Source organism: Sphingorhabdus sp. EL138, from assembly GCF_900258045.1.
In the GTDB taxonomy this organism is placed as follows: Bacteria; Pseudomonadota; Alphaproteobacteria; order Sphingomonadales; family Sphingomonadaceae; genus Parasphingorhabdus.
The window spans coordinates 18,574-41,153 of record NZ_OGVD01000004.1 but is presented as its reverse complement, the minus strand read 5'-3'; the positions used below and the strand labels follow the sequence as shown (position 1 = coordinate 41,153).

The 22,580-nt window shown below is 50.8% G+C and carries 23 protein-coding genes and 1 tRNA gene; 12 read left to right on the top strand and 12 right to left on the bottom strand.

Features of this window, described 5'->3' with window-relative positions; translation table 11 throughout:
- Positions 1 to 160 precede the first annotated feature (160 nt).
- The 5 genes from DK507_RS10130 to DK507_RS10110 all read right to left on the bottom strand — a co-directional run bounded on the left by DK507_RS10130 (position 161) and on the right by DK507_RS10110 (position 4,537).
- Positions 161 to 856: a DUF1013 domain-containing protein gene (locus DK507_RS10130; protein WP_109356303.1), complete on the bottom strand. Its 696-nt coding sequence runs from the start codon at positions 854 to 856 to the stop codon at positions 161 to 163.
- 156 nt (positions 857 to 1,012) lie between these two features.
- Positions 1,013 to 2,077 (bottom strand): glycosyltransferase family 1 protein, encoded by a 1,065-nt coding sequence (locus DK507_RS10125; RefSeq protein ID WP_109356302.1) that lies wholly within the window; start codon positions 2,075 to 2,077, stop codon positions 1,013 to 1,015.
- Positions 2,074 to 2,991, bottom strand: a complete 918-nt coding sequence (locus DK507_RS10120) for a UDP-2,3-diacylglucosamine diphosphatase (protein WP_254054334.1) — start codon at positions 2,989 to 2,991, stop codon at positions 2,074 to 2,076. Before DK507_RS10120 ends, DK507_RS10125 begins: the two co-directional genes overlap by 4 nt.
- Before the next feature lie 109 nt (positions 2,992 to 3,100).
- Positions 3,101 to 3,523, bottom strand: coding sequence for an NUDIX hydrolase (locus DK507_RS10115; protein WP_109356300.1), 423 nt, complete (start codon positions 3,521 to 3,523; stop codon positions 3,101 to 3,103).
- A 3-nt stretch (positions 3,524 to 3,526) separates the two neighbouring features.
- Positions 3,527 to 4,537 carry an NAD(P)H-quinone oxidoreductase gene (locus tag DK507_RS10110; protein ID WP_109356299.1) on the bottom strand — a complete coding sequence of 337 codons (1,011 nt, stop codon included), beginning with the start codon at positions 4,535 to 4,537 and terminating at the stop codon, positions 3,527 to 3,529.
- Between the two features lie 128 nt (positions 4,538 to 4,665).
- On the opposite strand from DK507_RS10110, the gene DK507_RS10105 reads away from it, so the two are divergent.
- The 7 genes from DK507_RS10105 (at position 4,666) to DK507_RS10075 (ending at position 10,816) form a co-directional block, all read left to right on the top strand.
- On the top strand, positions 4,666 to 4,866 hold the full coding sequence (locus tag DK507_RS10105) for a DUF1192 domain-containing protein (protein WP_109357605.1): 201 nt from the start codon (positions 4,666 to 4,668) through the stop codon (positions 4,864 to 4,866).
- A 262-nt stretch (positions 4,867 to 5,128) separates the two neighbouring features.
- Entirely contained in the window at positions 5,129 to 7,453 is a 2,325-nt protein-coding gene (gene clpA, locus DK507_RS10100) for an ATP-dependent Clp protease ATP-binding subunit ClpA (protein WP_109356298.1), read from the top strand.
- A gap of 133 nt (positions 7,454 to 7,586) precedes the next feature.
- Positions 7,587 to 8,312, top strand: coding sequence for a DUF1428 domain-containing protein (locus DK507_RS10095; protein ID WP_109356297.1), 726 nt, complete (start codon positions 7,587 to 7,589; stop codon positions 8,310 to 8,312).
- A 90-nt stretch (positions 8,313 to 8,402) separates the two neighbouring features.
- Positions 8,403 to 8,774: a VOC family protein gene (locus DK507_RS10090; protein WP_109356296.1), complete on the top strand. Its 372-nt coding sequence runs from the start codon at positions 8,403 to 8,405 to the stop codon at positions 8,772 to 8,774.
- Positions 8,775 to 8,776: 2 nt separating this feature from the next.
- Positions 8,777 to 9,469, top strand: coding sequence for a YafY family protein (locus DK507_RS10085; RefSeq protein ID WP_109356295.1), 693 nt, complete (start codon positions 8,777 to 8,779; stop codon positions 9,467 to 9,469).
- Between the two features lie 108 nt (positions 9,470 to 9,577).
- Entirely contained in the window at positions 9,578 to 10,204 is a 627-nt protein-coding gene (locus DK507_RS10080) for a glutathione S-transferase family protein (RefSeq protein ID WP_109356294.1), read from the top strand.
- 162 nt (positions 10,205 to 10,366) lie between these two features.
- Complete coding sequence (locus tag DK507_RS10075; RefSeq protein ID WP_109356293.1) at positions 10,367 to 10,816, top strand: hypothetical protein; 450 nt, start codon at positions 10,367 to 10,369, stop codon at positions 10,814 to 10,816.
- A 122-nt stretch (positions 10,817 to 10,938) separates the two neighbouring features.
- Here DK507_RS10075 and DK507_RS10070 read toward each other — a convergent pair whose 3' ends face one another.
- From DK507_RS10070 to DK507_RS10055, 4 genes are all read right to left on the bottom strand, one after another.
- Complete coding sequence (locus DK507_RS10070; RefSeq protein WP_109356292.1) at positions 10,939 to 11,649, bottom strand: hypothetical protein; 711 nt, start codon at positions 11,647 to 11,649, stop codon at positions 10,939 to 10,941.
- A gap of 150 nt (positions 11,650 to 11,799) precedes the next feature.
- Complete coding sequence (locus DK507_RS10065; RefSeq protein ID WP_254054437.1) at positions 11,800 to 12,507, bottom strand: Bax inhibitor-1/YccA family protein; 708 nt, start codon at positions 12,505 to 12,507, stop codon at positions 11,800 to 11,802.
- Between the two features lie 222 nt (positions 12,508 to 12,729).
- Entirely contained in the window at positions 12,730 to 13,188 is a 459-nt protein-coding gene (locus DK507_RS10060) for a low molecular weight protein-tyrosine-phosphatase (protein WP_109356290.1), read from the bottom strand.
- 70 nt (positions 13,189 to 13,258) lie between these two features.
- Positions 13,259 to 13,840, bottom strand: a complete 582-nt coding sequence (locus DK507_RS10055) for a superoxide dismutase family protein (RefSeq protein WP_109356289.1) — start codon at positions 13,838 to 13,840, stop codon at positions 13,259 to 13,261.
- A gap of 106 nt (positions 13,841 to 13,946) precedes the next feature.
- On the opposite strand from DK507_RS10055, the gene folK reads away from it, so the two are divergent.
- From folK to DK507_RS10035, 3 genes are all read left to right on the top strand, one after another.
- Positions 13,947 to 14,429 (top strand): 2-amino-4-hydroxy-6-hydroxymethyldihydropteridine diphosphokinase, encoded by a 483-nt coding sequence (gene folK, locus DK507_RS10050; protein WP_109356288.1) that lies wholly within the window; start codon positions 13,947 to 13,949, stop codon positions 14,427 to 14,429.
- Between the two features lie 88 nt (positions 14,430 to 14,517).
- Positions 14,518 to 14,593, top strand: a tRNA-Lys gene (locus tag DK507_RS10045).
- A gap of 834 nt (positions 14,594 to 15,427) precedes the next feature.
- A complete protein-coding gene (locus DK507_RS10035) occupies positions 15,428 to 17,440 on the top strand; it encodes a DUF3604 domain-containing protein (RefSeq protein ID WP_109356287.1) in 2,013 nt (670 codons plus the stop codon).
- A 178-nt stretch (positions 17,441 to 17,618) separates the two neighbouring features.
- On the opposite strand, the gene DK507_RS10030 is transcribed toward DK507_RS10035, so the two are convergent.
- A complete protein-coding gene (locus DK507_RS10030) occupies positions 17,619 to 18,500 on the bottom strand; it encodes a LysR family transcriptional regulator (protein WP_109356286.1) in 882 nt (293 codons plus the stop codon).
- Between the two features lie 132 nt (positions 18,501 to 18,632).
- Here DK507_RS10030 and DK507_RS10025 point away from each other — a divergent pair, with 132 nt between their 5' ends.
- On the top strand, positions 18,633 to 19,544 hold the full coding sequence (locus DK507_RS10025; RefSeq protein ID WP_216822379.1) for a sterol desaturase family protein: 912 nt from the start codon (positions 18,633 to 18,635) through the stop codon (positions 19,542 to 19,544).
- A 3-nt stretch (positions 19,545 to 19,547) separates the two neighbouring features.
- Complete coding sequence (locus DK507_RS10020) at positions 19,548 to 20,168, top strand: hypothetical protein (RefSeq protein WP_109356285.1); 621 nt, start codon at positions 19,548 to 19,550, stop codon at positions 20,166 to 20,168.
- Between the two features lie 54 nt (positions 20,169 to 20,222).
- Here DK507_RS10020 and DK507_RS10015 read toward each other — a convergent pair whose 3' ends face one another.
- Both DK507_RS10015 and DK507_RS10010 read right to left on the bottom strand, forming a co-directional pair.
- Positions 20,223 to 21,443 (bottom strand): MFS transporter, encoded by a 1,221-nt coding sequence (locus DK507_RS10015; RefSeq protein WP_109356284.1) that lies wholly within the window; start codon positions 21,441 to 21,443, stop codon positions 20,223 to 20,225.
- 275 nt (positions 21,444 to 21,718) lie between these two features.
- On the bottom strand, positions 21,719 to 22,387 hold the full coding sequence (locus DK507_RS10010) for a DUF899 domain-containing protein (protein ID WP_162558999.1): 669 nt from the start codon (positions 22,385 to 22,387) through the stop codon (positions 21,719 to 21,721).
- Positions 22,388 to 22,580 lie beyond the last annotated feature (193 nt).

Sequence of the window (22,580 nt, the reverse complement as noted above, 5' to 3'; positions counted from 1 at the left end):
CAGGCGCAACCGGATTTAATTGACCGGTTAAGCTGTTCTGCCGTTCAGCAATCACGCGACGGTGCTCCGCACTTGATGCGGAGCCTAGGATGGCTGTTCTTACGATCTACTCTAGGCTCCGCATCAAGTGCGGAGCACAAAGCTGAAGCTAACTGAAAAACTAGCTATCCTTGCTATCTTTAAACAGCGTTTCTGCCGTCAGATCTTCTGAAGCAATTTCTTCTTCACCGGATTCAGCGGCCAATGCAGCTTCGGCGTCACGCTCTGCCTGTGCCCGCTCTTCATGCAGTTCGGCGATAAGCGCTTCCTTGTCACCGCCCAGCTTCTTGTCTTCGGGTACTTCCGGTTCAATGCCGGCTTTCTTGGCGGCTTTGGCGACCACTGCGTCCAATTCACGCTGCGAACAAAGGCCCAGTGTAACCGGATCTTTGGGTACAATATTGGCAATGTTCCAGTGCTCACGGTCGCGGATCGCGTTGATGGTGGTGCGCGTCGTGCCGATCAGTTTACCAACCTGTGCATCGGAAATTTCCGGATGATTGCGGAGCAGCCATGCAATGCCGTCGGGTTTATCCTGACGCTTGGACACTGGCGTATAACGTGGACCTTTGGTCCGGCGTACCTGCTCAGGCCCTTTTTGAAGTTTCATCCGATATTCGGGATCAGCTTCGGCTTTCGCAATTTCCTCATTGGTCAGTTCATGCGCCTGTACAGGATCGCGTCCGGTATATTTGGAACCGGCGAGATCGTCGGCCATCGCATTCACTTCGAGAATGTGAATACCGCAGAATTCAGCAATTTGCTCAAAGCTTAATCCGGTATTGTCAACCAGCCAGCTTGCAGTTGCATGCGGCATAAGCGGAGTTGGGTTATCTTGGGCCACGGCGGCGTCCTTTATAAAAAATAAGGGCCGCCCCTTTCGGGAGCGGCCTGTTGTTGAGCCCTATGTAGGGGATATCGAAAGAGTCGGCAAGATATTTGGTTTAGCCATGCATTTTTAGCTGGCCAAGGCTCAAGCTCTGGCAAAAATGGCCTTGGCAATGAAACGGCGTGACAGGCGAACCGTCTGTTCTGGTTCGATTTGTGCCAGGCCTTCGAGAAACTGTCGCGCGCTTGCCGTCCAGTTAAAATGCGCGGCGCGCTTCAAACAGTCTTCCGATCGCAAATACTGTGCATCAGCAATGGCCCTATCAAGGCTTTCGGCCATTACGCCACTTTTTTCGGTCAGTATATCGACCGGCCCTGTGACAGGAAAGGCCGCGACCGGCGTACCACATGCCAGCGCCTCTATGAGAACCAGTCCGAATGTGTCCGTTTTACTCGGGAACACAAAAACATCGGCTCCGGCATAACAGCCGGCAAGCTCCCGGCCCGATTTTCGGCCCAGAAAATTTGCGTCGGGATAACGCTCTCGCAAATCATCCAGCGCAGGGCCATCGCCAACAACCACCCGGCTGCCCGGCTGATCTGTTTGCAAAAAAGCGTCGATATTCTTTTCAACGGCAACACGGCCGACATAGAGCTGGATCGGGCGCGGCAGATCATCGAATATTTTCGGAGCAGGCGCATCTGGTGAGAAATTGCCAAGATCAACGCCGCGGCTCCAATGATGCACTTGCGGCAAACGTTCCTTCACCAGTTGCAGTCTCACGCTATCGGTCGAAACCATGATTGCCTGTGATGTGCCATGAAACCAGCGAATATATGGCCAGAAAATGCGCGGTGACAAATGCGTGCGCTTGGCGAGATATTCGGGAAACTGTGTATGATAGGCAGTTGTGAACGGCCGCTTGTTCCGCCGGCACCAGCGCCGGGCAGAAAGGCATAACGGGCCCTCCGTTGCCAAGTGTACGGCGTCAGCCTCAAAAGCGGCAATGCGCCGACCAACGCTACGCGCGCGGGTCATTGCCAGTCGGATTTCCGGATAGCTGGGCGCGGCGACTGAATGATATTGATCCGGCGAGATAACCAGCACCTCATGCCCCCATTGGCGCAATATCCCGATAATCGTATCCAATGTGCGGACGACTCCGTTAACCTGAGGATGCCAGGCGTCGGTTACCAGCGCTATTTTCATGCCGCCTGCTCCAGATTGCCCTTCACAGTTTTCAGATTCATCGGTTGGCCGCGCCTTGCCTCACGCGCCTTGATCTCGTCAGCCCAGTGGAGAATCTCCATGGTGCCGTCATCACATTCGACCAAAGCCGTGCAACCTTCGACCCAGTCACCATCGTTATAATATTCGATGCCTTTGATCTCACGCATCTCGGCCGTGTGAATGTGGCCACAAACCACACCATCAACGCCGCGATTGCCCGCAGCTTTGGCCACCAGCTCCTCGAAGCGCCCAATAAATTCAACCGCATTTTTGACCTTGTGCTTGGCGACTTTGGACAGCGACCAATAAGGCAAGCCCATGCGCTGGCGGAACTTGTTGACCAGCCAGTTAAGCCGCATCAAAGTTGTGTAAGCGGCGTCACCGACAAAGGCGAGCCAGCGGTGTGCCAGCATCACTGTATCAAATTCGTCACCATGCATGACCAAAAGCCGGCGACCATCCGCAGTTTCATGAATGGCATGCCGCCGGATTTCTACACCGCCGAAATTCAGGCCTGTAAACTGCCGGAACATCTCGTCATGGTTGCCGGGAATATAGACGATCCGAGTGTCCCGCTTGGCGCGTTTCAATATCCGCCAGATGATATCATTATGCCCGTCCGGCCAGTAAAATTTCTTCTTCAACCGCCAGCCGTCAATGATATCACCAACCAGATAAAGCGCGTCACTGTCGACATGGTCCAGAAAATCGATCAGCATATCGGCGTTGCAGCCGCGGGTACCCAGGTGAATGTCGGAAATCCAGATGGTTCGGTATCGTGTCCTGTCCGCCGGATTGACTCGCGGCTTTCGGGACAGCCGCGCCTCATAGCGATCTGCGTCCAGCAACGGGATATCGGATGTAGAAATCGGCGGAAATTGTTTGGCCATCATCGCGCTCCTATGGAAGCTATCCATAGACCCGGCCTATAAACTGCCAATGTGACAGGATGATTCCCGTTTTGTGACCCTTTATTTACAGAATCCGGCCGGTTTCTCTGACCTAAACTGCGAGATAGTGACGCAATCGATCCTGCAAATGCGGTACGGCCTGACTGCTTTCCAGAAAGTCTGTAACCGCCATGAGCCGCCAGTGCTGCCCTTCATCACCGAAGACAATGGCATCCACCTGGCTGGAAGAGAGTTGACCGGCAAAAAAGAGAGCTCTTCGGCTGTTTCCACCCCGCCAGTTCTCGTAATTCTGGACATAGTCAAGCGCGGCAATATCGACCATTATGCCGAACTCTTCAAAGGTTTCCCGGACAACACACTCTGCGCCGCTTTCCCCGTTTTCGCGGCCGCCTCCAGGCAAATCCCACATATCCGGAAAGGGAATTTCGGGGTTATTATCACGGCGATAGACGAGCAGTTTATCATCGACAAATAGCGCGGCCTTTGCGCCGTGAAAGTCGATATTCTCGCCCATCCGTTATTCCACTTTCAAAATAATCTTCCCGATATGATCACCGGCTTCCATGTGCGCATGCGCCTTGGCAGCATCGGCAAGCGCGAATGTTTCATCCATTACCGGTTTCAACTTGCCTGCCTCAATATCCGGCCAGACATAACGATAAAGTTCGTCGGCAAGAAGCGCCTTGCGATCAGCCGATTGCGGGCGCAATGTTGATCCGGTCAGGGTCAATCGCTTCATCATGACCTGCGCCATGTTCAGGGTGGCTGTCATGCCGCCCTGTACCGCAATTGTGACATGCCGGCCGTCTTCCTTCAGGCAGTTGAGGTTGCGCGGTACATAGTCACCGGCGACCATATCAAGAACCACTTCCACTCCCTGCCCGCCGGTGATCTTCTTGATTTCTTCCACAAAATCCTGGCTTTTATAATTGATGGCGTGGTCCGCACCGATGGTCTTTGCGGCTGTGCATTTCTGATCGGAGCCACAAGTAACAATCACATTCAACCCAAACAGCTTGCCCAGCATGATCGCCATCGTACCGATCCCGCTGGTTCCGCCATGGACTAATACTGTTTCATCTTCCCGCGCAAAGCCACGGTTGAACAGATTGCTCCACACAGTGAACAGTGTTTCCGGCAAGGCCGCCGCTTCTTCCATGGTCAGGCTGTCCGGAACGGGAAGGCACTGTCCCACGGGAGCCACACAGAATTCTGCATAGCCGCCGCCATTGGTCAAAGCGCATATCTTGCGTCCCATCCATTCCGGCTCCACGCCTTGGCCTAGCGCAACAACGACACCGGATACTTCCAGACCCGGCAGCGGTGATGCGCCTGGAGGAGCCGGATAGAGCCCCATACGCTGAACCACATCGGGACGATTGACACCGGCCGCCGCAACTTTGATCAAAACTTCGCCAGCTGCAGGCTGTGGAACGGTCATCGTTTCCGGCTTCAGAACATCCGGCCCGCCCGGTTCACTGATCGCTACCGCTGTCATTTCGGTCTGCAAAACTTCTGATACTGTCATGGCTGCCCCAAATCTCCCCAAAAACGCGTAAATGGCAGGCGCTTTTTCTCTGATGACCTTATTGACAGCAAAGCCGTGCGGGTCAACATTGCCGAGGCAAATGGCCGAAAAAGATGGGATATTTTCATATGAATGATGACGATGATCTGCCGCGCAGCGCAAATGATCCACTTAGCCTGCTTATAAAACAGGACCTGGACCCATTTTCTGTGGATGAGCTTGAGAAGCGGATATCTACGCTAAAAACGGAAATAAGCCGCTGTGAAGCCAAGAAAAGCTTTGCCGTGTCACATCGCGCGAGTGCCGACAGCCTGTTTAAAAAAACGTAAATACCGGTTCCTGGTAAGGATTTGTTAACCCTATATCTTAATATTCAGATTTAATTTGATCCGGCTTGAACCGTTTAGGAGAAGAGATCAGGAAATACGCTATACCTTGGCCACATGCTTGCCATTCTCAGGATATGCCCTTGATGTTTTTTGGGTTGCGCATAGATTAAGAAGGAAGCCAAAAGGTTAAGGTCAGGGCACACCGGACCGCATAGGCTTTCAGCTAACGGGACATTCCATCGTCCCTTCTAGGAGTATATATATGCCTTCATTCGCAGAATCACTGGAAAAGACCCTACATCAGGCGCTGAAAAATGCTGCTGATCGGTCTCATGAATATGCGACACTGGAACATCTGCTGCTGGCATTGATTGACGATGGTGATGCCTCGCAAGTGATGAACGCATGCGGAGTGGATCTGGGCGAGCTTGAAGACGCGGTGGTTCTGTATCTCGACAGCGAACTGGATTCCCTGAAGGTAGAAAAGTCCATCGACCCCTCCCCGACATCCGGTTTCCAGCGGGTTGTCCAGCGTGCAATCCTGCATGTGCAGTCGTCCGGCAAAGATGAAGTGACCGGCGCGAATGTGCTTGTCGCATTGTTCTCTGAACGAGAGAGCTATGCCGTATATTTCCTCCAGCAACAGGATATGAGCCGGTTGGATGCCGTCAGCTTTATCAGCCACGGCGTTGGCAAGGGCGGGCAATCGATTGATCCGGCCGAACTGTCTGGCAGTGAAGAGAATGACGAGAAAAAAGAGGCGAAAAACAAGAAAGAAACCGCGCTTGACCAGTTTACCGTCAATTTGAACCAGAAAGCCAAGGATGGCCGGATCGATCCGCTTATCGGACGCCAGGCCGAAGTTGATCGTACCGTGCAAATTCTTTGCCGCCGGTCCAAGAACAACCCGCTTTATGTCGGCGAACCCGGCGTGGGTAAAACCGCCATCGCAGAGGGCTTGGCCCTGCGGATCGTCGAGGAAAGCGTTCCAGACGTATTGAAGCCAGCAATTATCTATTCGCTTGATATGGGATCCTTGCTGGCAGGTACTCGCTATCGTGGTGATTTTGAAGAACGGCTGAAACAGGTTGTTTCAGAACTCGAAAAAATGCCTGATGCGATCTTGTTTATCGACGAGATCCACACGGTCATCGGCGCTGGCGCGACCAGTGGCGGCGCAATGGATGCATCCAACTTGCTGAAGCCGGCTTTGTCCGGCGGCATTATCCGTTGCATCGGATCAACCACCTATAAAGAATTCCGAAATCACTTTGAAAAAGATCGCGCCCTGCTGCGCCGGTTCCAGAAAATTGATGTCAATGAACCTAGCGTTGAAGATACAATAAAAATCCTCGCCGGGCTGCGCGGTGCTTTTGAAGAGCATCACAAGGTGCGTTACGCACCGGACGCCCTGAAATCAGCGGTGGAACTTTCAACCCGTTATATCAATGACCGCAAGTTGCCCGACAAAGCGATCGACGTGATCGACGAGGTCGGCGCGATGCAAATGCTGTTGCCGCCTTCGCGTCGCAAGAAAATGATCACGACCAAGGATATTGAAGCGGTTATCGCGACGATGGCGCGCATCCCGCCCAAATCCGTATCGAAAGATGACAAGAAGACGCTCGAAAATCTCGACAAGGATCTCAAGCGTGTTGTCTTTGGTCAGAATGCAGCGATTGAAAAGCTGTCGAGCGCAATCAAACTGTCTCGTGCCGGCCTGCGTGAACCGAACAAGCCAATTGGCAACTATCTGTTCTCCGGACCTACCGGCGTTGGTAAAACCGAGGTTGCCCGGCAATTGTCGTCGATCATGGGCATTCCGCTCAAGCGCTTTGACATGTCCGAATATATGGAGCGCCACAGCGTCTCTCGGCTGATCGGTGCACCTCCGGGCTATGTCGGCTATGACCAAGGAGGTCTGTTGACCGATGCCGTCGATCAGAACCCGCATTGTGTGTTGCTGCTCGACGAGATTGAAAAAGCCCATCCTGACCTTTTCAACATTCTCTTGCAGGTCATGGACAACGGCAAGTTGACCGACCATCATGGCAAGACTGTCGATTTCCGGAATGTCATTCTCATCATGACCACCAATGCCGGTGCGTCTGACATGGCAAAAGAAGGCATCGGTTTCGGCAATGTGTCCAAGGAAGATGCGGGCGATGAAGCGGTGAAGAAAATGTTCACCCCCGAATTCCGCAACCGCTTGGATGCGATTGTGCCCTTTGCTTATCTGCCGCCAGAAGTCGTGGCGCGGGTTGTCGAGAAATTCATCCTTGAACTGGAACTGCAGCTGGCAGATCAGAATGTTCATATCACTCTCGATGATGATGCCCAGAAATGGCTCACCGAACGCGGCTATGACAAACTCTATGGCGCGCGCCCAATGGGACGCCTCATTCAAGAGAAGATCAAGCAGCCACTGGCCGAAGAATTGCTGTTCGGCAAATTGGTCAATGGCGGCGAGGTCAAGGTGCATCTGAAGGACAACGAGCTGACCTTTGAGGTGACGCCATCTGCGCCCTCGGCAAAGAAAAAGAAGAAACCGGTACCTAAGAAAAAAACGCCAACCAAGAACAAGTAGTTACACTGAAAAGCAGGCTCACCGTCTGCTGCCCAAAAACAAAAAAGCGGCGTGACTGGTCTCACGCCGCTTTTTTTGTGCGCGCGTGATTAGAAAGCTCAAATTTGCTATATTCGGGTCGAGGAGAGAGAAAATGAGTTATTTTCAAGGATTCATCATTCCGGTTCCCGAAGCCAATAAGGGAGCCTATTTAAAAATGGCGCAAGAGTCCGTGCCACTTTTTACCGATTATGGGGCCCGGCGGATTGTCGAATGCTGGGGATCCGACGTTCCGCGAGGGGAACTTACCGATATGTACGGAGCAGTGAAGGCCGAAAAGGGCGAGAATATTGTCTTCTCCTGGATCGATTGGGGAACGAAAGAGGCGTTTGACAAGGCCCACAAAGACATGGGGAGCGACGAACGGATGGAACAGCCCTCAGAAATGCCGTTTGACGGCATGCGGATGATCTATTCAGGCTTTGAAACAGTCGGTGAAGAGGGGACCAGCGGCCCGGCAGGCTATGTACAGGGTTATGTCGCCCCCGTCCCTAAAGAGAAACGCCAAGCCTTTGCCGATATGTGCGAGACGATGCGCGATCTGGCAATTGACAATGGAGCCTTGCGCGCTGCCGATGGCTGGGCAGCGGGGATACAAAACGGCGAGGTTACCGATTTCAAGCGCGCGGTTCAGGCAAAAGCCGGTGAAGCTATCGCTTTCGGTTATGCGGAATGGCCGTCCAAAGAGGCGTTTGAGACCGGTGCAGAAAAAATGCGTGAAGACAAACGTATGCCTGCTCCGGGCGCAGAAATGCCAATGGATGGGAAACGTTTAATCTATGGTGGATTTGAGATCCTTCTCGACACTGACAGTCAATAAAAGAAAAATAATTGGACCCTCCTGACAATATGCTGTCAGGAGGGCTATGGCATAGCGAACTTGTCCCCAACAACGAAGAGGAGCAAGTTAATGACCAAAGCGAAAAATAACCGTCTTGTCTGGACCGAGATTCCCGTCACCAATCTGGAAAGAGCTACCAGCTTTTATGAAACGTTGCTGGAAGCCCCGCTCACAAAGAATGAAGCGGGCCCGCAACCGATCATGATGCTGCCCTATGAAGGCGAAAACGCCTCATCTGGTCATCTGTACGAAGGAAAGCCGGCAACCGAAGGCGATGGAATCACCGCACATCTCGCGGTCGATGGCTATCTTGATGATGCCATGGAGCGCGTTAAGAAAGGCGGCGGCGAGGTCGTATCGGATGTCATTCTGATCCCGGCCGGTTCCTTCTTCTATGCCAAGGATACCGAGGGCAATTCGCTCGGTATTTTCAAAAACTAGATATGCGCAGAGCCGACCGCCTCTTCCAGATTGTGCAATATCTGCGCGGCGGTCGGCTTGTCACCGCGGCCATGCTGGCCGAGCGATTGGAAGTGTCCGAGCGCACAATCTATCGCGACATTGCCGATTTACAGTCCACCGGTGTCCCTATCGATGGCGAAGCCGGTATCGGCTATATTATGCGTAGCGGCTTTGATCTGCCGCCGTTGATGTTCACGCGCGAGGAAATTGTCGCTCTTGTCACTGGCGCCCGTATGGTGCGCGCCTGGGGCGGCACCGCGATGAGAACGGCGGCAGAAGAGTCGTTGGTGAAGATCGAAACGGTATTGCCGGAAAAGGAACGCGACCAGGTCGGTGGCACCAAGATATTCGCTCCCGAAATGGGTATCGGCGAGCAAACCAGAGATGTGATTGATCTGTGTGAAGCCGCCATTGATGCCCGCGATATCCTATCCTTCGACTATCGTGATGAGGAAGGCGCAGCGACCAGCCGGAATGTTCAACCACTGGGCCTATGGTTCTGGGGAAAGACATGGACATTGGTGGCCTGGTGCGAATTGCGCGATGATTTTCGCATGTTCCGCCTCGACCGCATGGAAAGACTGGGCAAGACCGGAAAGACCTTCACGCCCGCACCGGAACGCTCGCTGGCTGAAATTCTGCGCCAGATCGAAGGAAAATATGGAAAGCAATAGCGTCGGCGAAAGACGTCAGTTTAAATAAGTACCAACTGTAAAACCTCTATCAATTTGCTATGATTTTAATCCCTGCCACCATAATCTCTGTCACTACAGGAGTAGATAATGTCCCCAACTTCATCACAGCTCACCTTTTACACCAACCCCATGTCCCGTGGTCAAATCGTGCGATGGGCGTTGCATGAAGCGGGAGCCGACTATGATCAGAAGATCATTGCATATGAAGACGAAATGAAATCGGATGAATATCTCGCCATCAATCCGATGGGCAAGGTTCCTGCCATTGTACATAATGGTAGGACAGTGACAGAATGCGCGGCGATTTGCGCTTATCTGGCCAATAGTTTTCCGGATGCCGGCCTAGCGCCGACAGCAGATGAGCGCGCAGACTATTATCGCTGGTTGTTTTTCGCGGCTGGACCGATTGAACAGGCCGTACTGGATCGCAGTTTCGGCCTATCCCCTACAGAAGAGCAAGAGCGCACCGCAGGCTATGGCAGTTATGACCGTGCCATGGATGTGTTGGATCAGATGCTGCAATCCCATACTTATGTTTGCGGTGATCGCTTCACGATGGCTGATGTCTATGTCGGCTCGCAAGTTGATTGGGGTTTGCAATTTGAAAGCTTCCCGGCCCGCGATAGTTTCCAGGCCTATGCGGAGCGTTTGAGGGCGCGCGAAAAATATAAGGAAGCGAAGGCGGTTGATGCCGCACTGATGCCAGAAAGCTAGAAAAGCACCTTTCTGTAAGTGTTACAGGCTATCTAAAACTCACTATTGATCAATTTAATCAATAATAATTTGAGCCTTCTGTAACCAAATCCATTGTCGGCTCGAAACCACCTATGAGAGCAGCAAGCAAGTGCTGGCTGCAGATATAGGAAGGTCGAACTTATGAAAAATGCAGTTATCGTTACCGCCGCTGCCCTTATCAGCATTACCGCAACGCCAGCATTTGCCGACTCTGCCATAGATACCCAAAGCATGGCAGAAACCGCTTCCCCCCAAAAGCATCAGGCCATCGACCTTCCTATAAGCAATTTTGATCTGGCTGGTGTTACCAGCAAAAAGGACCACGGTTTCATGGCTACTATGGCCGCTGAATTTGCACCCGGTTTCCGCATACAGAGCGACATAGCACCTGTCGCAGCACAACCCGATGCGGGCCTGACCAGTTTGTTCATTCCTCAAGAATTTTCTTATCGCTCCAACGCCCAGGATAGCGGCGTCGATGCCATTAGCCCCGGTCGCTTCGTTTCCAGCTCCGTGCGTTCAGATTATCTGTCTGATGCAGGGCCAGCGGCGAAAGACAAAAGTTCAGTCGGAGTCCGCTTCGGCTTTTAAATCAATCCCTCCTTCTTTCAGCGCTCTCTCCCCATCTCTGGGAAGCTGAAAGACAAAGGCCAGATGGTTCTTTCCATCTGGCCTTCTTTTTTTGCCCGGTTCTAATCTGGAAAACCCAGAGCCTAACCTCCTTTGGTCAGACCCGTTGTGTTGATTGTCTCATCCGCTGCATCACGGGCCTGCTCCGGCGCATATTGCCGGCGCCAGGCATCCAGATCGCGCTCATATTCTTCATAGGCCAGATAGAAATCCGTGAACGGTTTTTCCAGTTCGGCCAGCGCCTGTGCGCCGAAGGTCTCCATATCTTCCGATTTCGTTACAATCGCTCGCTGACTGACTTGCACCGCCTGGTCACAAAAGGGGCGGCGCAACGGAGAAAATGACCAGTAGTTATACAGGCTGGTCTGATGACGATCATGTGCTTGCTTATATCCGCCGCCATGATCGCGCCGATATTTTCTGATAATCGCATTATTGGCGTTCCGCAAAAACTTCTTATTGTTGCCAATGAAGGCATTATAATCACTCACTAGTCGAGAATATTGGGCCCCGGTGCAGCTGAGTGCCGCGACATTCAATGCGGCCCTTACATGCCATAAAGTTTCTAAAGGCCCGATGTCACGATTGATTGTCTGCCGCAAACCGTCAGGACGCAGTTGAGGCACAATGGTGTTGATACTCGCACCAAATGGCGTCGTCGGCGCACGAGGTGTGTATTGCGGAGTGGCAACCGGTGCTGGCGGAGGCGGAGACGGAGCGGTCTGGCAGGCGGCCAGCGCAGATACGGCCGCAGCAACGACTAACAAACGAACTTTTTTTACACTCTGAAGCACTATATTTCCCCTATGGATCGCGCAAAATTCTTATGCGGGAGGCTCTCGCTTGTCCAGCAATAGCAACCGAAAAACGACCAACTGCCAAAAGAAAAAGCCCAGCAGTTTCCTGCCGGGCTTTGTCTTACGTCAAAGCATATGAATAGACGCTTAGTCCTGGCTGCCCATGAAGCTGAGCAGGAACTGGAACATGTTGATAAAGTCCAGATAAAGGTTGAGCGCACTCATGATAATGACTTTGCCAACCATGTCCGTACCGGCAACATAAGCATACATGCTCTTGATCCGCTGCGTGTCATAAGCCGTCAGGCCTGCGAAGATCAGGACACCGATCGCGCTGATGACGAAATGAAACATCGTGGACTGCAGGAAGATGTTGATCACCATCGCTACAATCAAGCCTATCACGCCCATGATCAGGAAGCTTCCCCAGCCGGACAGATCTTTCTTGGTTGTGTAGCCAAACAGGCTAAGGCCCAGAAATGCTGCTGATGTGGCGAAAAATGTCTGGGCAATGGAAGCGCCCGTATAGACGAGGAAAATCGTCGACATCGACAGTCCCATCAAGGTCGCAAACCCCCAGAACATCGCCTGCAGCGTAAATGTAGAGAATTTATTCTGACCAAAGCTCATCGCAAAAACGATCGCCAAGGGAGACAGGATAATCAGCCATTTCAGCGGTCCGCCGCCAAACATGATTTCTGCGGCCATGCCGGAACCTGCAAAAAGCATCGCCACAATACCGGTGAGCAGCACGCCGCTCGCCATGTAGTTATAGACTTTAAGCATGTAAGAGCGCAGTCCGGCGTCATATGCGACGTCGGATTGTGGCGTCGTGCCAACAGGTGTACGCGACATTGTCGCTCGTGGGTCAGGCCAAGCCATGATATTCAAACTCCTCAGTTATTGCGCCGCAAAAAACATGATCGCGGCACTATCCCCTTTAATATCGGTTGATTATGTGAATTTTTCAAGAAAAACCGAATGTCGGATCGATAAAATCAACAAGCTTAGTCATAGATAATATCAATCGATAATCACGGAAAACACGAAATTGGCCAATTCCCATAAAGAAATCATTCAGGAGAATTTTGCGGTCAGCGCTTTTGCTCCGGCAACAACATCAGCCCAGGTTTGTTCAAACGCTTCATCATTGCCATAATAGGGATCATCAACATCCTGGCCAGCGCGGCCCTCGACAAAATCCAGCAGCAGCGCGATCCGCGCAGAACCATCAGACGGCTGCATCGTCTTCAGATTGGTCAGATTATCCCTATCAAGCGCGATAATATGATCAAAGTCTCGAAAGTCTGAGGTTCTTACCGGGCGGGCACGCAAATGGTCGATCGGCGCATCATTACGAGCAGCAACAGCTTGCGCCCGTTCATCCGGCGGTCGCCCGGTATGCCAATCATGCGTTCCAGCAGAATCGATCACCATGTTGATGCCCATGCGCGCGCATTCCTGCCGCAAAGCAGCTTCGGCCAACGGCGACCGGCAAATATTACCCATGCATACAAAAAGAACTGAAATAGCCATGCGACCCCCCGATAGCTAAAAAGATATTCTGGAATTCAAAAAATTCGGCGTGACAGCTATTACCCAATCACTATCTGGTTGGTTCAAATTTCTGTAACTCGAAAACACCGCAGGCGATCCGGCCGCCGCTTTCCCCCGAAGGGTCGGTTTTTAGATCATCTGGCCCGGCATGCACCACAAAAGCCGCACCATCCGCATCCATCAAGGCGTTATCCCCTTCTTTCAGGGCAGCGCCATCTATCGTCGCTTCTACTGAACCCTTGCCATCCTCACCAATATCAAGGTTAAAGAAATCGCCCATGTGCGCGCCCTGAGGATTGTCAAATCCATGCTCTCTTCCTGTGGGATTCCAGTGCCCGCCGGCTGATTTAAAGTCAGGTCCCTCGCATTTTCCCACTTCGTGAATATGAACTCCGCGCGGTCCAGGCGCCAAGCTTTCCGCAGTAATTTGCACAATCAGGCCGCCATCACCCTCACCAATTATGACTTCACCATATCGCGTATCATCTGCGCCGATCAGATCGGCCCGTGCGATGCTTTCGGCGGGTTCCAGTTCAGAACTGGCACTGTTGCCACCGCAAGCAGTTAGTGAAAGGGCCAACCCGGCCAGTAGCAATGTGGCGCCACCCCCGCCAACATGTCGAACGCCCATAATATTGCTCCTGCATTTGCCTTATTGTCTTTCCATGGTAGCAGCGGTTTTCTGACGTTTAAACCGTTAGTTTAGCGCTATCTGCAATTATGAACCGAGGAGCAAAGTGCCCGAGACCCGCTTCCTGATAGCCTTGGGCTCCAACCAGCGCCATGTCCGGCATGGACCTCCCGCCAGAGTCATTTCAGCGGCTTTGACCGCGCTTGAACAACAGGGCCTGACTGTCTTGAAATATTCGGCAACTCTTTCTTCCAGACCAGTCGGCCCATCAAACCGTGCTTATGCCAATGCTGCTGCGATCATAAGCACGGGCCTTCGCCCGGACGAATTGCTAACGCTTTTGAAGAGCATCGAATCACGCTTTGGTACAAGACGCGGGCAACCATGGTCACGAAGAGTGCTCGATCTCGACATTATATTATGGAGTGAAGGCGCTTTTTCCGGGGACAATCCAAGACTTACAATCCCTCACATGATGATGCGGGAACGCGCCTTTGTGCTGCAGCCAGCTGCCGAAATCGCACCCAAGTGGCGCGATCCGGTAACCGGTCTGACGATTGCACAAATTGCTTCCCGCAAAGGCCTGTGATAAATTCCAGCTAAAACATCCCAAAGCCGCTTGACCCCGTGGCCAAGCACCACTAGGGAGGCGCTTCGCAATAGCCGTGTGCAGTTGTGGGCCCTTAGCTCAGTCGGTAGAGCAACTGACTTTTAATCAGTAGGTCGCTGGTTCGAACCCAGCAGGGCTCACCATAATTCATTGTTTTCATTGATTTATTTAATCTTTTTATTTCGGTAATTGCGCATTTTGCAACTTGGGTAGCGTTTTGGGTAGCATTTCAATTATTGATACGCGCGAACAGCATTGGGCCACCCAACCTGTTATTTTGGCAACCGGGAAAATTCAAACAGTCCTGGATTTATAAACTCGAACTTTACAGTACCAAAATCACAAGATTCAAATCAGGACAAAAGCTATCTATTTTTGGAGATATGATCAGCGGTGACTTCCAAATCATCGGCCAATTGACGAAACTTTCGATACGTGCCGAGTCTTTCTAACCCATCCAGTTTGGGATCGCGGTTCAGGAGTTCCATTCTACCACGAATTATTGAAACAACTTGGCGCAAAGTATACGAATCTGGATCGCTCATGATCAATGTAGGTAACATATATTGGTTCCAGAATGCACTGGAATATCCGATCTAACTTATATGCCGTGCCAGTCTCCTCCAAGCTAAAGACAGAAGCTCCCCAACCTTGGGGCGTATTGAGACTTGCGTTGACTGCTTCTATCCATGCTTTTGGATGATTGGAAAGTACAGCTAGATAGCAACCAGACAGATTCCCACCCAAACTAGGTCATCCGAGAATGGCTCCAGTTGGGCCGATTGCGGACTGTCCGGATTTGGCTTCTTAGGGCGCAAAATCGGACTCTAGAAACGTATGAACTAGTTAAACGGGTTATCGCCATTTCTTTGTCGTTGGTCAGTTACCGGGGCGGCGATCATGTGGATGCTCGTTTACATCATTCAGATATTGGCATAGCAGGTGCTGATAGGCGTCATATTTTAGGATAGAAAAACATGAGCAATCTGACACGGTCCGCTTTGCTGAGCTCCATTTTGGTTTTGACTATGGTCGGTTGTTCCAGCGGTGGATCAGATTTGGACGATTTGGACCGGGCTGCGCTATCTGGCAGCGTGTTCGAATCCAATACTGAACTTACCGGGAGCGAGGCTGAAGCGACGCCGCCGGGTACGGCTTCCAATCCTGACAAGACCGCTTTTTTTGGAGACCTCCACGTTCATACGACAAACTCTTTTGACGCCTATCAGTTTGGTACCTTGGCCACGCCCGATGATGCTTACCGTTTTGCCAAAGGTGAAGCGATAGATCATCCTGCCGGGTTTGAGTTGAAGCAAAAACGCGCGCTTGATTTCTACGCTGTAACCGATCACGCGATGTTTATGGGGGTGGCGGCAGAAGTAGCCGATACAACAACCGATATCTCCAAATATGAGGTGACTGAGCCGCTCCACGATATCAATGCGCCGGATAATATGGGCACTGATCTATCTGATCTTGCAAATCGGCTGAGCGCATTCGCAACCTTCCTCCCCAGATTGGCGGGCGCGGTTGCAAATGGCGACATTCCGCGCAGAGAGGTGCTCGATATTAGCGACAATGCTTGGCAAGGCGTGATTGCCGCAGCCGAGAAGCATAACGATCCGGGACGTTTCACCACATTTGTCGGCTATGAATATACAACATCGTCCGATGATAGCGGAAACCTGCATCGCAATGTCATATTCAAAGGAAGCCGGGTCCCGGTCGAACCGTTTTCTCGGTTCCATTCCCGGAATCCCGAAGACCTGTGGGACTGGATGGATACGCTGCGGGAGAATGGCTCCGAAAGTCTGGCCATCCCGCACAATTCAAATGGGTCGAATGGCCACATGTTTGCCATGACCGATTTTGAGGGGAAACCAATCGAGGCCAATTATATCGAACAACGATCACGCAATGAGCCGTTGGTCGAAATCACCCAGATAAAAGGTACTTCCGAAACCCATCCGGCTCTATCGACACGCGACGAATGGGCGAATTTTGAGATCATGCCCTACAGGGTCGCGTCGAATAAACTTAGTGAACCAAATGGAAGCTATGTGCGGCAAGCGCTCAGCAGAGGGCTTACACTGGAGAGCCAAACATCCAAAAACCCGTATGCTTTCGGTTTCATCGGATCGAGCGATACACACACTGCAGCAACTGAGAATGACGAATCGGCTTTCAACTCGAAATTGGGCTTGCTCTCCGCAACTGAAGTGTCGCGTGGATCGGCCCCGCTTCCTTGGTTCGACGCAACGCTTACGTCGCTTTTCTCATCCAGAACGATCAAGAAAATTGATGGCGAAACCTATATGACAGGTGCCCCGCCGACCTTTGGCGCGTCGGGTCTCGCCGGTGTCTGGGCGGAGGAAAATACGCGCGATTCCATTTACGCAGCCTTCCGCCGCAAGGAAACTTTTGCGACCTCCGGCCCGCGTATGAGGCTCCGTTTTTTTGCAGGCTTTGATTTTTCTGATTCCATGGTCGATGCAGATGATATGGTAGCGCGCGCCTATCGAACAGGCGTGCCAATGGGTGGAGCGATTTCCAAAAATTCCGGCCAGCTGAGCTTCTTACTAATCGCGACAGCAGACCCCGATGCTGCTCCGTTGCAGCGGTTACAAATCATCAAAGGATGGATCGATGCTTCGGGCGAAACGCAGGAAGAGGTCATCGACGTTGCTTGTGCTGGAGGCGCTAAGGTCAATCCCAAAACGCTGCGCTGCCCCGACAACGGTGCAAAAGTCGATATATCCGATTGCTCGATAAATCGCGCAACAGGGGCCAGCGAACTCAGGACTGTCTGGCGCGATCCAAATTTCGATCCTGACCAACGCGCGTTCTACTATGCTCGCGTACTAGAAAATCCGACATGCCGCTGGTCAACGTGGGATGCCATCCGCGTTGGTGTCGCTCCCCGTCCTGATCTTCAGAAGACCATTCAAGAACGTGCATGGTCTTCGCCTATCCAGTATTTGGTGGGCTAAGCTATACTGCGGAGACGCGAATGTCCGCTTACGGGATGAAGCAGAAACTATCCAAGCTTCAGATATTGTGGCACTTAAAAAAACAGGCAGCATTTGGGCCGATAGGAGACTGTCTGGCTTCGGCTGCTTCGGGCGCATTATCGGACATAAAAATCAGACTTTGATCGGCTCTCACCGCCTACATGCAGTCAATAAAATGGTTTACGGTCGGTTCTGATCCTGCATCGGCAAGAACGGCCGAACTAACCGAAAATTGCAAGCTCTCAGGATGCGGGAAGCCATCGATTTTACCGTCTTTGATCATTGGGTCTGCAACCGATTTGGGGATGGAGGTCAGGATATCGGACTGCTTAACCAAATCAATGCATGCTGCCTGGCTTAACAGACGATATTTGGGAAAGTCATTTTGCTTCAACAAGGCTTGAGTTTCTTGAGGCAGGCTGATTTCAAACAAATTGTCGAAGCCAGCGATAACCCAGTCACATTGAACAATGTCTGGCAATTGGCATGCCGTGTGTTGGATGGGATGCCCCGGCCGCGCGATCACATAATATGGTTCTTCAACAATCTTCTTGATCTTCAGCCGATCAATATGAGGCATCTTGCTGAGCGTTGCCTCATTGTACAAAAGCAAATGAATGCGCCTCTGAATCAATTCTTCAACAGCAAGGGATGGCGGCATGGTTTCTGCATTGATTTTCGTGTTCGGATAGCGCTCGGCAAATCTCGTGATGGCCGGATGGATCATTGTATCCAAGATGGCAGGTCCGCTGACTATTCGAAGCGTATGTTCACCGCTTTGCGTTTCGGTTCTAACAGTCTTGGCAAAGTTGATCAGGTCAATCGCCATAGGGTATAGCTTTTTTCCAGCCTCAGTTGGCACCACGGTTCTAGTTGTGCGGTGGAATAGAGGAGTATCCCAATTTGCCTCCAGCGACTTTATGCTCTTGGTGAGAGCGGAATGTGTGAGGTGCAATTCTTGCGCGGCATTCGAAAAACTGGAATGCCGGTACACCGCTTCAAAATGGCGCATGAGTCGTAGTTCATCCATATGTTCCATTAAGTAACATATATGGTCCAAACTCTCAATATATTTCAATAGTGAGCCCTGCTACCAACAAATTTGCAGCAATCGGGAAGGATAGGCGTCATGACTTTGGAAGCCATTGTAACATCAAATATCGCGATGATCGTGATACCGCTCTATTTCGCCGCGATCTTCTTCGAATCAATCTTCAATCATTTTTTTCACGAGCGGGGCGCCGGCGACTGGAAAGACAATGGTGTGTCCATGTTTATGGGATTGGTCAGTGCGGTTACCAATGGTGCGATGGCCTTTATATCGGTAGGCGCTCTGTTCTGGGCACAGCAATTTCAAATCTATGCGATCCCGCTATCTATCACTGCACTTATCGCCTGCTTCATCATCGATGACATGCGCTTCTATTGGCATCACCGCGTAGCCCATCGCTGCCGCTGGGTATGGGCGATGCATGTTACCCATCATAGTAGCACGCAATTCAATTTCTCAGTTGCTCTGCGTCAGGGTTGGACCAAGCATTTTACCGGAACCATGATGTTCAAAGTACCACTGGTTCTCATCGGTTTTGATCCTATCCTCATCCTATTTTGCGGAGTGATCAATCCGACTTATCAGTTTTTCCTGCACACCGAGCTGATCAACAAGATGCCTCGTTCGTATGAAGCTATCTTCAACACTCCGTCGCACCACCGCGTTCATCACGGCCGGAACCCGCAATATCTGGATGCCAATTATGCAGGAACATTGATCATATGGGATAAGATGTTCGGGACTTTCGTCGCAGAAGATGATGAGGATCGTGTTGACTACGGCTTGGTCAAAAACCTTGAAACTCTAAACCCTATCACAATTATTTTTCACGAATATTGGGGGATCGCCAAAGATGTTTCCAAACGAGGGCTGAGCTTGTGGCAGCGTATCTTATATGTCTTGGCACCTCCAGGTTGGAGCCACGATGGATCGCGTCAGTCGTCGACAGATATCAAACGTGAACACGAGCAAAAGCAAAATGGCTTGGAAAGTCCAAACCCTTCTGATGCTCCCCAGTTGAAGACAGCCTAAATCATGGCTGGTCCACACTATGCGATCTCAGAGGCGCTCATTGTATTAGCCGCTATCTGGTGTGTGCTGCGTTTATCACGATTAAACCATTGGTTTGCAGCACTAGGGATTGCCATTTTCGGATTTGCAGCTGCCATCGGCGTATATCGATTTGGTACCAATCAGATTGAGGAGCTGGCCAGTTTTCATAAAAACTTTTCCCAAACCGGTGGTTCCGTCGCAATGGCTCTGGTTTCGGCCCAACTTCTTTTAGCAGAGCCACTAGTAAACCGAACTAAAGTCCTAAGATGGTTCGTCTTGCTGTTAGTCGTTGTCAGCTCGGTGACAGCGTTTAAATTTCCAACGCTCAATACACCACTATTCATTGCTTGGCTTTCTGTCGCGATAGTTTCGGCGGCATTGATTCCTGCCAGCACGATCGCTCGACGAGTTTCTTTAGCAGCCATTGTTTCAATATTTCTGATTAACTTGTTGCTGATCCGTCACTCTCCGCAAATAAGTCCAGATATTAGCTGGCACCTATTTCACATATTGGTCGCTGTTTGGTTGTTAGGGATGGTCTATGTATTTGAGTATCGTCGGTATGAGCATGAGTTTGCGGAACATGAAATTTTCTTAGGATAATGCATAATTCCGACTTTTGCACAATAGGCCATCATTAGGTTTTTGATAGTGAATTCAAGTTCTAGAATTTCTCAACACCATGGACATTAACACCAGCAAAGAACCTATAAATGCCAAGCCAGCGGTTCCCATAAAGGCTTTCGCTCCAATCGCTTGTGACAACCATCCAAAACTTGTTAACGCACAAATTGCTGTCGCCGATTGTAGCACAACAAAGAAGCTCTGTGCTTCTGCAGCAATCTCTTCACCGGTCCAATCAGCGATGAAATTTGTGCATGCCAGAAAGCCGAGTGCATAAGTGAAAGCGTGCAAGATTTGAACAAGAACAAGAACTTCAAATCCGGGTTCCAGTGACAGAAGTATCCATCGGAGAGTTGCAACCAAACAAGATACTAAGATCAGCAGACGTGCCGAAACACAGCGCAAAAATTGTTTGAATACGAGAAACATTATTGTTTCGGACGATGCACTTACCGCTATCAATACTCCTATTGAAAACTCAGACAGGCCTTGCTGATACCAAAAAAGTCCGACAAAGCCGCTCAATAAAAAATGCGTACAATGCACCAATGACCAGGCGACCAAAGGTAAAACAAACCATGGCTGCCAAATGTTGAAACTCTTTTGTAGATTCTTTGTGGATGCTGTTGTTAAGGTGTAACTTCTAAACTTTGGAAGCCCGAGGGCGGCAACGCCGCGCAATATCGAAAAGCCAATAAATAGCGGTAAAAATATTTGAGCACCGAACTCTGATAACAAAAAACCCGACAGTACGACAATTAAAAGATAGCCGAATGTTTTCCAGGCATAGTACCGGCTAAAATCATTGCCTCGGCGTCGGCTCATACGAAGAGCCGCCGCATCGGTAACTGGCAATATTGCCATTTGCGATGTGACCGCCAATGTCCAGACGATGAGAACGCCCCAAAAGCCTTGAGCGGCAAAAAGTAATACCGGTAGTAATGCCGAAAGGATTGCCCCGCGTACGATCACTGTTCGCCAGTCCGTTGCTCGGTCAGCCAAGCGGCCAACATATGACCCAACAATGAGAATTAGCGCCACAGGTGCAGCGAAAATGACACCGGTTTGGCTGGCAGTTATTCCTATTGAGTTTAGCCATATTCCAGCGAAGGCATTCACGACGCCAACGCTCATCGCTTGAATGAAATAAAAGAAGCTTACGCGCACTTCTGGCGTGAATGAACGAGACTTATTTTTGAGGAGCATGCTGAACACCAGAAATGATCGACGAGCGTCGAAGCGTTGGCAGATCATCGAAACTCTAGCGTCAAAAAATTCGACGGAGAGTTGAGTCGATGGGCTATTCTATTTCTAAATCATTCATTTCGCATAGTTTTGCGTAACAAATACGCAAGCAACTGGCAAGGGAGCAGGAGGAGTCAATATTAGACTATGAAGTCATTCACATTTAGGCTTCCGCTAACTTTCTAATATCCGCTTTCGAGATATGTGGTCATGGCCGTCAATTGCGTAAGAACGGGTAGAGTTTCAGCTAGCGGTGATCAAATTTCTTTTACCCGCAATCAACTCTAAGCGCGTCGCGTAGTATCGTAAACATCGTCTTGTCTACCCTTAGGGCACAGATCCAAGTATTGGTGGTTCACCATCAGCAGCTCGACGGCTCGGGCATAACAAGAATAGGTATGATAAATCTCATCCTCGTGAAGGACGAACACACTTACTCCGTGCATCTCTTCTAACTCGGCTTCAATCGTCTGAAAATTCCATCGTTTCTTAGAAAGACCAGGATCTTTGTAGGAGGCGTAATAGTCATAATTGAATTCACTGTCGCACGAAGAGACCCAATTGAATGACCATTCCATACGTTGCTTATATGCGTTCAGTTTTTCGAGGTCTGCTCGCGAAACGGCAACGACTGACACGTCGCGGCATTCAATATGTGGGATTGAGAAATTTAAGCTATCAGCAACCTGAGAGCAACCGGGGCATCCTTGATCCCAATCGGGGCCAAACATAAAATGGTACACTATGAGTTGAGTGCTTTCGCCAAATAATTCGCGGAGCGATTTGGATCCGGAATTAGTTATAAACTCATAATCTTGATCGACTTTAACCCAAGGCAGTTCACGTCTACGCTGAGCAATATAATCTTTGTATCGGATGAGCGCTTTCTCATCTCTTAGCAAAGTTCTCCTCTCTTTGAGCCATTCTTTCCTCGATGTAATTCGCGGTTGCATCACTACTTCCTCCGACGTTATCAATTGACCTCTATTGGAAGCCAGTGTGGACGTGGGCATATCAATTAGCAAGCAAGCTAACCTGTGTTTGCTGCCACTCTGTAACAGGCGCAAAAGCGGACATGGGGTTCAAAATTATGTATGGAACAAAGAACCATCAATTGCGGAGGAACTTATGGCAGCCGAGCTTGAT